The sequence below is a fragment of the Sulfitobacter sp. 1A13421 genome (assembly GCF_043557285.1).
GTDB lineage: Bacteria > Pseudomonadota > Alphaproteobacteria > Rhodobacterales > Rhodobacteraceae > Sulfitobacter > Sulfitobacter faviae.
The window spans coordinates 223500-236598 of sequence record NZ_JBIFFQ010000003.1 but is presented as its reverse complement, the minus strand read 5'-3'; the positions used below and the strand labels follow the sequence as shown (position 1 = coordinate 236598).

12 protein-coding genes are annotated in these 13099 nt (G+C 62.0%); 8 read left to right on the top strand and 4 right to left on the bottom strand.

Translation table 11 applies throughout. The features are described 5' to 3' along the window. The first annotated feature begins 83 nt into the window (after nucleotides 1-83). On the top strand, nucleotides 84-1382 hold the full coding sequence (locus ACGYLI_RS07920; RefSeq protein WP_394418614.1) for a lytic murein transglycosylase: 1299 nt from the start codon (nucleotides 84-86) through the stop codon (nucleotides 1380-1382). A gap of 33 nt (nucleotides 1383-1415) precedes the next feature. Here the strand turns inward: ACGYLI_RS07920 and ACGYLI_RS07915 are convergent, their stop codons facing one another. Both ACGYLI_RS07915 and ACGYLI_RS07910 read right to left on the bottom strand, forming a co-directional pair. Beyond that, nucleotides 1416-2810 (bottom strand): aspartate aminotransferase family protein, encoded by a 1395-nt coding sequence (locus tag ACGYLI_RS07915; RefSeq protein ID WP_394418612.1) that lies wholly within the window; start codon nucleotides 2808-2810, stop codon nucleotides 1416-1418. A 75-nt stretch (nucleotides 2811-2885) separates the two neighbouring features. Beyond that, entirely contained in the window at nucleotides 2886-3587 is a 702-nt protein-coding gene (locus ACGYLI_RS07910; protein WP_209216764.1) for a GntR family transcriptional regulator, read from the bottom strand. A 145-nt stretch (nucleotides 3588-3732) separates the two neighbouring features. On the opposite strand from ACGYLI_RS07910, the gene ACGYLI_RS07905 reads away from it, so the two are divergent. From ACGYLI_RS07905 to ACGYLI_RS07885, 5 genes are all read left to right on the top strand, one after another. Further along, complete coding sequence (locus ACGYLI_RS07905; protein ID WP_394418609.1) at nucleotides 3733-4818, top strand: polyamine ABC transporter substrate-binding protein; 1086 nt, start codon at nucleotides 3733-3735, stop codon at nucleotides 4816-4818. 100 nt (nucleotides 4819-4918) lie between these two features. Next, nucleotides 4919-6046: an ABC transporter ATP-binding protein gene (locus tag ACGYLI_RS07900; RefSeq protein WP_394418607.1), complete on the top strand. Its 1128-nt coding sequence runs from the start codon at nucleotides 4919-4921 to the stop codon at nucleotides 6044-6046. Nucleotides 6047-6048: 2 nt separating this feature from the next. After that, nucleotides 6049-6924, top strand: a complete 876-nt coding sequence (locus ACGYLI_RS07895; RefSeq protein ID WP_067265718.1) for an ABC transporter permease subunit — start codon at nucleotides 6049-6051, stop codon at nucleotides 6922-6924. After that, a complete protein-coding gene (locus ACGYLI_RS07890) occupies nucleotides 6921-7742 on the top strand; it encodes an ABC transporter permease (RefSeq protein ID WP_394418605.1) in 822 nt (273 codons plus the stop codon). The genes ACGYLI_RS07895 and ACGYLI_RS07890 overlap by 4 nt, the downstream gene beginning before the upstream one ends. Then, a complete protein-coding gene (locus ACGYLI_RS07885; protein ID WP_394418603.1) occupies nucleotides 7739-9067 on the top strand; it encodes an NAD(P)/FAD-dependent oxidoreductase in 1329 nt (442 codons plus the stop codon). The genes ACGYLI_RS07890 and ACGYLI_RS07885 overlap by 4 nt, the downstream gene beginning before the upstream one ends. A gap of 9 nt (nucleotides 9068-9076) precedes the next feature. Here the strand turns inward: ACGYLI_RS07885 and ACGYLI_RS07880 are convergent, their stop codons facing one another. Beyond that, nucleotides 9077-9976, bottom strand: coding sequence for a rhodanese-related sulfurtransferase (locus ACGYLI_RS07880; RefSeq protein WP_271690010.1), 900 nt, complete (start codon nucleotides 9974-9976; stop codon nucleotides 9077-9079). Between the two features lie 98 nt (nucleotides 9977-10074). Between ACGYLI_RS07880 and pncA the strand changes: the two genes are divergently transcribed. Continuing rightward, entirely contained in the window at nucleotides 10075-10671 is a 597-nt protein-coding gene (gene pncA / locus ACGYLI_RS07875; protein ID WP_394418602.1) for a bifunctional nicotinamidase/pyrazinamidase, read from the top strand. Between the two features lie 69 nt (nucleotides 10672-10740). Continuing rightward, complete coding sequence (gene pncB, locus ACGYLI_RS07870) at nucleotides 10741-12033, top strand: nicotinate phosphoribosyltransferase (RefSeq protein ID WP_394410894.1); 1293 nt, start codon at nucleotides 10741-10743, stop codon at nucleotides 12031-12033. 3 nt (nucleotides 12034-12036) lie between these two features. On the opposite strand, the gene ACGYLI_RS07865 is transcribed toward pncB, so the two are convergent. Beyond that, nucleotides 12037-13047 (bottom strand): PAS domain-containing protein, encoded by a 1011-nt coding sequence (locus ACGYLI_RS07865; RefSeq protein WP_394418600.1) that lies wholly within the window; start codon nucleotides 13045-13047, stop codon nucleotides 12037-12039. Nucleotides 13048-13099: the final 52 nt, after the last annotated feature.

Sequence of the window (13099 nt, the reverse complement as noted above, 5' to 3'; positions counted from 1 at the left end):
CTTCGCGGATGGCCGCCCCCCTCCCTTTCCACCGGGGCGGGGCGGGCATAGGATTTGCCGTAACTCTATGAGGTGAGGCGATTATGATCCGGCACTACGCGATGATTTCAGGCATTCTAGCGACCGCTGGCATGGGGGCTCCGGCCTTTGCGTCGGGTCCGGCTGAATCCTTGCGCCCCGCGCCGCGCGCGCCGCAGGCCGTGCTGGCTGCCGTGGGGCCAGTAGCGCAGGAACCCGCGGCAGAGGCCAGCGGCGACGATGCCGGGCTGCGCGCTTGGGTGAAAGAATTCCGCCCGCGCGCCCTGCAACAGGGCATCGACCCGGATGTCTTTGACCGGGCATTGGATACGGTCAGCTATGATCCGGAGGTGATCCGCCGCGACCGCAACCAATCAGAATTCACCAAAACGATCTGGGATTACCTCGACACCGCCACCTCGGATCTGCGGGTGCAGAACGGGCAGAAGGCGCTCGCCCAATGGCAGCGCACGCTGGAAGAGATCGAAGCGAAGTACGGCGTCGAGAAAGAGATCGTCACCGCGATCTGGGGGCTTGAGAGCGCCTATGGCAGCTTCCGGGGCGGGGATCGGGTGTTGGATTCACTGGCCACCCTTGCCTATGACGCGCGGCGGGCGGAATTTTTCGAAGGCGAATTGATTGACGCCCTGCGCATCCTTCAGGCGGGCGATACCGATGCCGATCAATTGCGCGGCTCTTGGGCGGGCGCGATGGGGCATACGCAGTTCATGCCTTCGTCCTTCCACGCCCATGCGGTCGATTGGGATGGCGACGGGCGGCGCGACATCTGGGGCGATGACCCCAGCGATGCGCTGGCCTCTACCGCCGCCTATCTCAAGCATTTTGGCTGGACCGAAGGGCAGCCCTGGGGGGTCGAAGTGGCTCTGCCGGAGGGGTTCGACTATCTGCTGGCCGACCGTGCGGTGACCAAGACCCCGGCGGAATGGGCCGATCTTGGCGTCACCGCGCTCGATGGCGGGGCGGTGGCGGATCATGGGCCCGCGTCGATCTTGCTGCCTGCGGGCGCCGAGGGTGCCGCCTTCATGATCTTCCCCAATTTCGCGGTGATCGAGCGCTATAACACGGCGGATGCCTATGTCATCGGTGTGGGCCATCTGGCCGACCGCATCGGCGGCGCGGGCGAGATACAGCAGGACTGGCCCCGCGAAGACCGCGCGCTGAGCTTTGATGAGCGGATCGAATTGCAGACCCTGCTGACCGAAGCGGGCTTTGACACGCAAAAGATCGACGCCAAGATCGGGCCGCTGACCGTCAATGCCGTGCGCAGCTATCAAAAGGCCGAGGGAATCGCGCCCGATGGCTATGCCTCCCCCCGGCTGCTGGCCCGACTGCGCGCAGAGTGAGGGGCCGCCCCCAATTGGGGGCAGCCCGATGTTTTAGGACGCGGCTTTGAGCATGTCCTTGTCTTTCAGATCGGCATAGGTCGCATCCAGTGCCTTGGTCGCCCGTTCGGCGAAGATCTTGATCTCTTCCGGGGTAATGATCAGCGGCGGAGAGATGATCATCCGGTCGCCGACATGGCGCATCACCAGATTGTTGGCAAAGCAATGTTCGCGGCAAATGTACCCGGCGGTGCCGCTATCGGCGAATTTCGCGCGGCTTTCCTTATGCGGCGTCAACGGGAGGGAGGCCATCAGGCCCGATACGTTCACCCCGCCCACCAGCGGATGCTCTCCCAGCTTGTCCAACGCCTCTTTCAGCGCGGGGGCGGCGACGTTTTGCACATGGGCGACGATGTTCTCTTCCTGCATGATCCGCAGGTTTTCTAGCGCCACGGCAGCGCAAACCGGATGGCCGGAGTAGGTGTAGCCGTGGTTGAACTCACAGGCGTTGATGACCTCGGCGACCTCGTCACAAACGATTGACCCGCCGATGGGCGCGTAGCCCGAGCTCAGCCCCTTGGCGATGGTCATGATATGCGGCTTGATGCCCATGGTTTGCGAGCCGAACCAATTGCCCGTCCGACCAAAGCCGCAGATCACCTCGTCGGCGATCAGCAGAATGTCATGCTTTTCGCAGATGCGCTGAATCTCGGGCCAATAGGTGCTGGGCGGCACGACGACCCCGCCCGCGCCCTGAACGGGTTCGGCGATGAAGGCCGCGACCTTGTCCGCGCCCAGCTCGACAATCTTCGCTTCCAACTCCTGCGCGCGTTTCAGACCGAAGTCTTCGGGCGACATATCCCCGCCTTCGGCATACCAATCGGGCTGGCCGATGTGGTGGATGCCGGGGATCGGCAGCCCGCCTTGCTCATGCATATAGGTCATGCCGCCAAGACTGGCGGAGCCCACGGAAGAGCCGTGATAGGCGTTCTTGCGGCTGATGATATGGCTTTTCTCGGGTTTGCCCTTTTGCGCCCAATAGGTGCGGACCATGCGCAGATTGGTGTCATTCGCCTCTGACCCCGACCCGGCGAAGAAGACGTGGTTCAGATCACCGGGGGCCAGATCGGCCAGCTCCTTGGCCAGCGCGATGGCGGGCACATGGGTCGTTTGGAAGAAGGTGTTGTAATAGGGCAGTTCGTTCATCTGCCGCGCGGCGACCTTGCCCATCTCTTCGCGGCCATAGCCAAGGTTCACGCACCAAAGCCCGGCCATCGCGTCGAGAATCTCATTCCCCTCGCTATCGGTTAGATAGATGCCCTTGGCCCTTGTGATGATGCGCGCGCCCTTGTCGCCCAGCTCATCATTGGTGGTGAAAGGATGCATGTGATGCGCCGCATCCAGCGCCTGAAGGTCCGCGGTTGGGAGGTGATTCGTGATGGGCGGCATGGGGATGCACCTTCTATTTGCATGAAAAATAAGCTTAGCCGCAGAATATGATCAAATTATAGCATGTCAATCGAATCAACGCGGAACGGGCAGACCATCGAGGGCTGCGCGGATTTGGGTCATTCCTTGGGCAACATCGCCCGCCATGACCTCTCCCGCCAAAGCGGCGTTGCCCTCGGCAAAGGCTGCCAAAAGCTCGGCATGTTTATCGGGCAGATTGCTGGTGCCATAGCGCCCGCAAACCACCCGAAGCGAGGGGCCGAAACGCAGCCAAAGACGGTCCACCGTCGCGGCCATGATCGGCGCTTCGGCAAGGTCGTAAATCATCCGGTGAAAGCTGTAGTTCTGCATCAAATAGCCGCCGACATCGCCCCGGTCGATGGCATGGTTCAGCGCGTTGTCACAGGCTTTCAAAGCGTTCAAACGCTCATCCGTCATGCGGTTTGCGGCGCGTTTGGTCAGTTCCGGCTCTAGCGTTTCCCGCATGAATCCCAGCTCTTCCAGCCCCGCATGGGTCAGTTCCGGCACGGTGACCCGGCGGTTGCCCAAATGGGTCAGCGCCCCTTCCGAGATCAGGCGGCGGATGGCCTCGCGCACCGGCGTCATGCCCGCATCCAAAGCGGCGGTCAGACCTTGGATCGTGACCCCCTGTCCGGGAGCCAAATCGCCGAAGAGAATCATCTTGCGCAGGCGTTCGTAAACGTGCTGATGGATCGGTGTCTTGACCGCCGCATCGGCGGCGGGAAGCAATCTCGGATCGGTTTTTTCTGAACCCATAGGAGCGGTCTTTCCGTCTTGTTTCGCCGTGTCTTGCAGCATTTCATTCTGCATGAAAGCATAAACCATCTTGCCCGAAGAGGCAAAACTTGATCAAATTGACGAAAGGTGGGGATCAACCCGACCTGTCTAACGGGAGTATGAAATGAAACATGTGCTACTAAGCAGCGTCGCCGTCGCCACCTTGATGGCAGGTGCCGCCACTGCCGAAACGGTCCGGGTCTACAACTGGTCCGACTATATCGACGAATCCCTGCTGGATAAATTCGAAGAAGAAACCGGCATCGAATTGGTCTATGACGTGTTCGACAGCAACGAAGTGCTGGAGACCAAAATGCTCGCCGGTGGGTCGGGCTATGACGTGGTCGTCCCCTCGGGCACCTTCTTGCAGCGCCAGATCACGGCAGGGGCATTCCAGCCGCTGGACACCTCAAAGCTGCCCAACCTCGAGAACATGTGGGACGTGGTCTCTTCGCGGACCGAACAATATGATCCCGATAACGCCCATTCGATCAACTATATGTGGGGCACCACCGGCATCGGCGTGAATGTCGGCAAGGTGAAAGAGATCCTAGGCGACGATGCTCCGATCGACTCCTGGGACCTGGTTTTCGACCCGGCCAATATGGAAAAACTGGCCGACTGCGGCGTGCATTTCCTCGACGCCCCGGCAGAGATGATCCCCGCCGCGCTGAACTACATCGGCGAAGACCCCAACAGCCATGACCCCGATGTGATCGCCAAGGCCGAAGAGGTCTTCATGCCGGTCCGCCCCTACATCCAGAAGTTCCACTCTTCGGAATATATCAATGCCTTGGCCAACGGTGACGTCTGCGTCGCGGTGGGCTGGTCGGGCGATATCCTGCAGGCGCGTGACCGCGCGGATGAAGCCGACAACGGTGTCGAAATCGCCTATAACGCCCCCTCCGAAGGCGCGCAGATGTGGTTTGACCAGATGGCTATTCCGGTCGACGCGCCGAACCCTGATGGCGCGCATAAGTTTCTGAACTTCATCATGGATGCCGAGAATATGGCCGCCGCGTCGAACTATGTGTACTATGCGAACGGCAACGAAGCCTCGCAGGAGCATCTGATCGAGGATGTGATCGGCGATCCGGCGATCTACCCCTCTGAGGCGGCGCTGAACAACCTGTTCACCACCACACCTTACCCGCCGAAAGTACAGCGCGTGGTGACCCGGCTCTGGACCAAGATCAAGTCCGGTACCTGATCTGTGACAGGGGGTGCGGCCAGTCTGGTCACGCCCCTTTTTCTTGCCCCGCGACCCCGATCAAAGCCTGAGCAAAGCCCGATCAAAGGATCTCTCAACCGTGAGCCCAACCGTCTTCGCCCCCTGGAACGACCCTGACGAAAAGCCGCTCATTCGCTTTAAGAATGTGACCAAGAAATTCGGCGAATTCATCGCCATCGACGATCTGTCTTTGGATATCTACGCGCAGGAATTCTTTGCCCTGCTTGGGCCTTCGGGCTGTGGCAAGACGACGATGATGCGCATGTTGGCGGGGTTCGAAAGCCCGACCACCGGGCGCATTGAATTGGCGGGGCAGGACATCGCCCCGGTGCCCCCGAACAAACGCGCGGTGAACATGATGTTCCAATCCTACGCGCTGTTTCCGCATCTCAGCATCTGGGACAACATCGCCTTCGGCCTGCGCCGCGACAAGATGGAGAAGGACGCCATCGCCGCCCGCGTGGCCGAGATGCTGAAGCTTACCCGGCTAGAGAAATTCGCCCGCCGCAAACCGCATCAGATTTCCGGCGGTCAACGGCAGCGCGTGGCGCTGGCACGGTCTCTGGCAAAAGCGCCGAAGCTTTTGCTGCTCGATGAACCCTTGGGCGCGCTAGATAAGAAGCTGCGGCAAGACACCCAGTTCGAGCTGATGGACATTCAAGAATCCACCGGCACCACCTTTGTCATCGTGACCCACGACCAAGAAGAGGCGATGACCGTCGCCTCCCGCGTGGCGGTGATGGACGAGGGGCGCGTGATTCAAGTGGCCACCCCGGCCGAGATCTATGAAGCGCCGAATTCCGTCTATGTCGCTGACTTCATCGGTGACGTGAACATCATCGAAGCCAGCACCAAGGCCATTGGCCAAGATCAATACAATTTGAACTGGATCGACGGGCAGCCGCCGCTGACCGCCACCTCTGCCGCGCCGTTCAGCGAAGGGCAGCAAGCCCATCTTGCGATCCGGCCTGAGAAAATCCGCATTTCGACCGAGAGGCCCGAGGATGCGCCCAATGCGCTACAGGGCAAAGTGCTCGACATCGCGTATCTGGGGAACCTCTCTACCTATCACGTCGAACTGCCCGGCGGGCAGGTGATCAAGGCGCAGACGGCCAACACTCGCCGCATCGCACGGCGTGACATCACATGGGAAGACCCGGTCTGGATTTCATGGAGCGCCACCGCAGGCGTTTTGTTGGCGCAATGAACATGCGTCGTTTCGCCCTGATCGCGGTCCCGTACCTCTGGCTGTTGGCGCTGTTTCTGGTGCCTTTCCTGATCGTTTTCAAAATCTCCCTCTCCGATACGGCGCTGGCGATCCCGCCCTATACGCCGACGATAAAAGACGGCATCAGCGCCCTGATCGCCCAGTTGGATTTCGAGAATTTTACCTTCCTCGCCTCTGACGATCTTTATTGGAAAGCCTACCTTAGCTCCCTGCGCATCGCCGTTGTATCGACCGCGCTGACGCTCTTGGTCGGCTATCCCATCGCCTACGGCATGGCCCGCGCCCCCGAAGAGTGGCGCGCCACTTTGATGATGTTGGTGATCCTGCCGTTCTGGACCTCCTTCCTGATCCGCGTCTATGCGTGGATGGGCATTCTCAGCAACGAAGGGCTGCTGAACCAACTTTTGATGGGGTTGGGTCTAACGGCAGAGCCTTTACAGATCCTTAATACCAACACGGCAGTCTACATCGGCATCGTCTATACCTACCTGCCGTTCATGATCCTGCCCATCTACGCCGCGCTGGACCGCTTGGATGAATCCCTGAACGAGGCGGCGGAGGATCTCGGCTGCTCGCGTTTGCAAGCCTTCTGGCTGGTGACGATCCCGCTGTCGCGCAACGGCATTGTGGCGGGCAGCTTCCTTGTCTTCATCCCCGCTTTGGGCGAATTCGTGATCCCCTCGCTCTTGGGCGGGTCGGGCACGCTGATGATCGGCAAGGTGCTTTGGGAGGAGTTCTTCAACAACCGCGACTGGCCGGTGGCGAGCGCGGTGGCGGTGATCCTGCTGCTGATCCTGATCATTCCGATCATCCTCTTCCAACGCAACCAGCAGAAACAGGCGGAGGCCGAACAATGAAGCGGATGACATGGTTCAACGTGACCTCGCTGACGCTGGGGTTCGCCTTTCTCTACCTGCCGATGATCATTCTGGTGATCTACAGTTTCAACGCCTCGAAACTGGTGACGGTCTGGGCCGGATTCTCGACCCGCTGGTATGGCGAGCTGTTGCAGAACGAAGCCTTCCTGAATGCGGCTTGGGTCACGCTGAAGGTCGCCGTGATCTCATCCTCCATCGCCACGGTGCTGGGCACGATGGCGGCCTATGTGCTGGTGCGCGGCGGGCGGTTCATGGGGCGGACATTGTTCTCCGGCATGATCTACGCGCCGCTGGTGATGCCCGAGGTGATCACCGGCCTGTCGCTCCTGTTGCTTTTCATCGGCATCGGTCTCGACCGGGGCGTGCTGACCATCGTGCTGGCGCATACGACCTTTTCGATGTGCTATGTCTCGGTCGTCGTCTCCTCCCGGCTGGTGTCCTTCGACCGTTCGTTGGAGGAGGCCGCGCTCGACCTCGGTTCTTCCCCATGGGAGGCCTTCCGCCTCGTGACCCTGCCGATCATCGCGCCCGCGGTGATCTCGGGCTGGCTTCTGGCCTTCACGCTCAGCCTTGATGATCTGGTCATCGCCTCCTTCACCGCGGGGCCATCGGCGACGACGCTGCCGATCAAGATCTTCAGCGCCGTGCGTTTGGGCGTCTCGCCCGAGATCAACGCGCTTTCGACAATCATGATCGCCATCGTGACCGTGGGTGTCATCACCGCATCGCTGGTCAGCAAACGTTCAAGCCTACGCGCGCAGGAGGATGTCCGCGCGGCGGAACGGCCCGCCGCATGAAGCGCATCTACGCAGATTTCGCTTATTCAGAAGCGCCGCGTGCGGGCTGCTGGTGGGATCAGACCCATGGCGCGGCGGAGCGTCCGGCGCTGCAAGGCGACGCGCAGGCCGATGTGGTGATCATCGGCGGCGGTTTTACCGGCCTTAACGCCGCGCTGCATCTGGCGCGGGCCGGGGTCGGGGCTACGGTGCTGGAGGCCGAGCGGGTGGGCTTTGGCGCTTCGGGCCGCAACGGGGGCTTTTGCTGCTTGGGCGGCGGGATGCTGGATGACGCGGCGCTCGACCGGAAATTCGGGCGGGCAGAGCGGCTTGGCTGGCGGCAGGCCGAGGTGGCAGCGATCCGACAGGTGGAGGATTTCATCGCCGCCCGCGGCATCAATGTCGACCGGCATTCCCAAGGGGAGACCCAGCTGGCCCACCGCCCGCGTGATTTCGAAGAGATGCGCGGCAGGCTCGATTACTACGCAGAGAATTACGGCGTCACGGCCCGGCTGACCGAAAAGGCCGATCTGGCCGCCGAGGGGCTGAACGCAGGCTTCGAGGGCGCGATCACCGTGCCGATTGGCTTTGGAATAAACCCCCGCAAATATGTGACCGCCCTCGCGCAGGCCGCGGAAGAGGCGGGGGCCGCGATCTATCACAACAGCCCGGCCACCGGGGTGACAGGGCACGAGGGCGCGTTCGAGGTTACGACCCCGCAGGGCCGCATCCGGGCCGAGCGGGTGATCATAGCCACCAATGGCTATTCCTCCGAAGACCTGCCGCCATGGCTGGCCGCGCGTTACATGCCGACGCAATCCAGCGTGATCGTGACCCGCCCGATGACCGAGGCAGAGCTTTCCGCCCAAGGTTGGACCAGCCAACAGGCCTGCTATGACAGCCGCCATCTGCTGCATTACTTCCGGCTGATGCCCGACAATCGCATGTTGTTCGGCGTGCGCGGCGGGCTGATGTCCAACCCCAATTCCGAGCGGCGCGCGCTGGCCCGGGCCCGGGCGGATTTCGAGGCGATGTTCCCCGCGTGGCGCCATGTCGAAACGCCGCATGGCTGGTCGGGCATGGTCTGTATCGCGCGCAATCGCATGCCTTTCGTGGGGCAGGTGCCGGATCAGCCGGGGATCTTCGCAGGGCTGTGCTACCACGGCAATGGGGTGGCGATGGGCAGCTATTCCGGTGCGCTCTTGGCCGATCTGGTCCGCGGCATTACGCCCGAGCGGCCCTATCCCGCCCCCATGCGCGCCCCGCTTGCGCGGTTCGAACTGGGCCGTTTTCGCCGGGCGGTCATGCCCTTTGCCTATGCGGGCTTCGCGCTGTCGGATCGCTGAGGCGGGCGGTCAGCCCTCTTCCCGCGCCGCGCGTTCCTTGGCCAGCGTGATCTGGCGCTGGCGTTCGCGGAACCGTTCCTTATCCTCTGCCGAGGTCTCATCCACACATTGATGACAGGACACCCCGGCCTCATAGGCAGGGTGCTGAGTGTCCTCGGGCAGGATCGGGCGGCGGCAGCCGTGGCAAAGCATATGCGGCCCCTCGCGCAGCCCATGGCCGACGCTGACGCGGTTGTCGAAGACGAAACAGTCGCCTTCCCATGTGCTTTCCTGTTCGGGCACCTCTTCGAGGTATTTCAGGATGCCGCCTTTGAGGTGGAAGACATCCTCGACCCCCTGACCGATCAGGTAGTTGGTCGATTTCTCGCAACGGATGCCGCCGGTGCAGAACATCGCGATCTTCTTGTTGTGGAAGCGGTCTTTGTTCGCCTCCCACCACGCGGGGAATTCACCGAAGCTCTCGGTCTCGGGGTCGACCGCGCCTTCGAAGGTGCCAATCGCCACTTCGTAGCTGTTGCGCGTGTCGATCACCGCCACATCGGGGGAGCGGATCAATTCGTTCCAGTCTTTGGGGTCGACGTAATGGCCCACCTTGGCGCGGGGATCGACATCGGGCTGGCCCATCGTCACGATCTCGCGCTTGATGCGCACCTTCATCTTGCCGAAGGGCGGCTTGTCGCTGGTGGCCTCTTTCCACTCCAGATCCGCGCAGCCGGGCAGGGCGCGCAGATGGGCGATCACCGCGTCGATCCCGGCGCGCGGCCCGGCGATGGTGCCGTTCACCCCTTCGGGGGCCAGCAGCAGCGTGCCCATGACAGATTGCGCCTCGCAAAGCGCCAAAAGCGCGGGTTTGAGCGCGGCGGGATCGTCGAAGCGGGTGAAGTGATATAGGGCGGCGATGGTATACATGAGCGTCAAATAAGCGCTTCGGCGGCAAAGCTCAATCCGGCGCGTGCCATTGACCTACCCCATCCGCAGCCCTACCCCTTTTGGTAAGGAGAATGCCCATGACCCATGCCCTGATCGTGATCGACGTTCAAAATGATTTCTGCCCCGGCGGCGCGCTGGAAGTGCCACAGGGCGATGAGATTCTGCGCGGCATCAACGCGCTGATGCCCGAGTTTGACGCCGTGGTCCTGACGCAGGACTGGCACCCGGCGGGGCATTCGTCTTTTGCCTCATCGCATAAGAACAACGGGCCTTACGAGGTCATCACCATGCCCTACGGCCCGCAGGTGCTTTGGCCCGATCACTGCATCCAGGGCAGCATTGGCGCGCAGTTCCACCCCGAGTTGCAAACCGACCGCGCCGATCTGATCATTCGCAAGGGCTACAACCCCGACATCGACAGCTATTCAGCGTTTTTCGAGAATGACCACCGCACGCCCACGGGGCTCGAAGGCTACCTGCGCACGCGCGGGATCGAGCGGCTGACCATGGTGGGGCTGGCGCTAGATTTCTGCGTGAACTTCTCGGCTGTGGACGCGGCGAAGCTGGGGTTCAAGGTCGATGTGCGCGAAGATCTCTGCCGCGCGATTGATCTGGACGGATCGCTTGCCAAAGCCCGCGAAGGCATGCGCGCGGCGGGGGTGACGCTGGCCTGATCCGCCGCTTTCCCCTTGCCCATCTGTCCGCCCCCTTGGCATGAAGGGGCACGCAATAAGGAACCTCCCATGGTCGACATCGCCACCCGCGTCTATAACCACAAGTGGAAGATCGACCCCATCGTGCGGTCGCTGATCGACACGGATTTCTACAAGCTCTTGATGTGCCAATCGGTGTTTCGCAACAAGCCGGACACGCAGGTCACCTTTAGCCTGATCAACCGCTCCACCCATATCCCGCTGGCCAAGCTGATCGATGAGGGGGAGTTGCGCGAGCAACTCGATCACATCCGCTCGCTCAGCCTCAGCCGGGGGGAGAGCACATGGCTGCGCGGCAATACCTTCTACGGCAAACGCCAGATGTTCCGCCCCGATTTCATGGAGTGGTTCGAAGGCATGCGCCTGCCGCCCTATCATCTGGAGCGGAAGGGCGATCAATATGAGCTGACCTTCGAGGGCAAGTGGCATGAGGTCATGCTTTGGGAGATTCCCGCGCTGGCGGTGCTGATGGAGCTGCGCAGCCGCGCCGCGCTCGACCCGATGGGCAAGTTCGAGCTTCAGGTGCTTTACGCCCGTGCCATGACCCGCGTCTGGGAAAAGATCGAAGCGCTGCGCGAGGTCGACAACCTTTCAATCGCGGATTTTGGCACCCGGCGGCGGCATTCCTACCTCTGGCAGGATTGGTGCGTGCAGGCGATGCATGAGGGGCTGGGCGATGCCTTTACCGGCACCTCCAACTGTCGCATCGCCATGATGCGCGAGCTTGAGGCGATTGGCACCAATGCCCATGAGTTGCCCATGGTCTATGCCGCTTTGGCCGAGGATGACGCCGCCCTTGCCCGCGCGCCCTATGACGTGCTGTCGGATTGGCATGATGAGCATGAGGGCAATCTGCGGATCATCCTGCCCGATACCTACGGCACCAAGGGGTTTCTCGATCACGCGCCGGATTGGTTGGCAGGCTGGACCGGCATCCGCGTCGACAGCGGCGATCCGGCCACGGCGGCGCAGACGGCCATTGACTGGTGGCGCGCCCGCGGCGAGGACCCGACGACCAAGCGGGTGATCTTCAGCGATGGGCTGGATGTGGACAAGATCAAGGAGTTGCACGCGCAGTTTGCGGGCAAGGCCAAGGTCTCTTTCGGTTGGGGGACGTTGCTGACCAATGACTTCCGCGGGCTGGTGCCGAATGATGCGCTGGCGCCCTTTAGTTTGGTCTGCAAAGCGGTCAGCGCCAATGGGCGGCCCACGGTCAAACTCTCAGATAACCCCAACAAGGCGATGGGTCCGGTGGATGAGATCGCGCGTTACAAGCGTGTTTTCGGGGTCGGAGAGCAGGCCGCGCAGCAGGTGATCGTCTGACGGTCAGCCTTCGCCAAGGGCGGCCACGGGGAACTCCGCCGTGGCAATCAACCCTTCGGGCTGCCAATCGTAGTGCAGGGTGCCACCGACCGCGCGGGTCAAGGACTGGATGATCCGCGAGCCGCTGTTGCGCGGAGACTTGATGACCTCCGGCCCGCCTGTTTCGCGCCAGACAAACCGCAGGCGGGCAGGCTCCTGAAGGATGGTGATATCGAGCGATACCCGCCCGGTATCGGAACTGAGCGAGCCGTGTTTCACCGCATTCGTCGCCAGCTCGTGCAAGGCCAGCGTCAGGGGGGAAACGAGGCGGTGCGAGATCAGCGGATTCGCCCCGGTGAGGTTGATCTGATCCTCGGTGGCCGAGGTGTAGGCCCGCATGATCGGCCCCATCAGCGTCTCGAAATCCACCTCATGCTGGTCGCTGCGGCCAATCGTGTCGAAATGCGCCGCGCCCAAGGCGGCCAGCCGCTCGATCACCTTGTCGGCAAAGGCCGCCGGGGTCGGCTCCTCACGGGCGGTCAGGCGGACCATCGCAGTCATAACGTTGACGATATTGCGCAGCCGGTGCAGCAATTCGTCATCGGCCAGTTGCCGGTGCTCCCGCTCCACCCGGCGGCGTTCGGAAACGTCGAGTTGCGAGCCGAAGAAGTAGATCAGATTGCCGTCTTCGTCATTGATCGGCCCCAGTTGCAGGGCGTTCAGGAAGCGGCTGCCATCCTTGCGGTAGTTCACGATCTCCACCGTATCGACCCGGCGCGCCAGTAGGGTTTCGCGCACCGCATCGACGCTTTCGCGCGTGGTTTCCGGACCTTGCAGGAAACGGCAGTTCTGGCCCACGATCTCATCCAAACCATAGCCGGTGAGATCGGTGAAAGCGTCATTCACATAGACGATGGGATTGTCCGGCAGGGTCGGGTCGGTGATGCACAGCGGCAGGCGGGCATAGCGCACGACCTTGCCTAGAACGTCTTCGGCCAGGGTCTGCCGAGCGGCGGAGACCGTGTTGTCGTTCATGAATTCCCGCCCCTTGATCGAAACTGGCCGTCAATGTGCCCTGCACGTGGCT

Coding starts and splice junctions, on each gene's coding strand:
- ACGYLI_RS07920 (WP_394418614.1), top strand. CDS start 84: ATGATCCGGCACTACGCGATGATTTCAGGCATTCTAGCGACCGCTGGC.
- ACGYLI_RS07915 (WP_394418612.1), bottom strand. CDS start 2,810: ATGCCGCCCATCACGAATCACCTCCCAACCGCGGACCTTCAGGCGCTG.
- ACGYLI_RS07910 (WP_209216764.1), bottom strand. CDS start 3,587: ATGGGTTCAGAAAAAACCGATCCGAGATTGCTTCCCGCCGCCGATGCG.
- ACGYLI_RS07905 (WP_394418609.1), top strand. CDS start 3,733: ATGAAACATGTGCTACTAAGCAGCGTCGCCGTCGCCACCTTGATGGCA.
- ACGYLI_RS07895 (WP_067265718.1), top strand. CDS start 6,049: ATGCGTCGTTTCGCCCTGATCGCGGTCCCGTACCTCTGGCTGTTGGCG.
- ACGYLI_RS07890 (WP_394418605.1), top strand. CDS start 6,921: ATGAAGCGGATGACATGGTTCAACGTGACCTCGCTGACGCTGGGGTTC.
- ACGYLI_RS07885 (WP_394418603.1), top strand. CDS start 7,739: ATGAAGCGCATCTACGCAGATTTCGCTTATTCAGAAGCGCCGCGTGCG.
- ACGYLI_RS07880 (WP_271690010.1), bottom strand. CDS start 9,976: ATGTATACCATCGCCGCCCTATATCACTTCACCCGCTTCGACGATCCC.
- pncA (WP_394418602.1), top strand. CDS start 10,075: ATGACCCATGCCCTGATCGTGATCGACGTTCAAAATGATTTCTGCCCC.
- pncB (WP_394410894.1), top strand. CDS start 10,741: ATGGTCGACATCGCCACCCGCGTCTATAACCACAAGTGGAAGATCGAC.
- ACGYLI_RS07865 (WP_394418600.1), bottom strand. CDS start 13,047: ATGAACGACAACACGGTCTCCGCCGCTCGGCAGACCCTGGCCGAAGAC.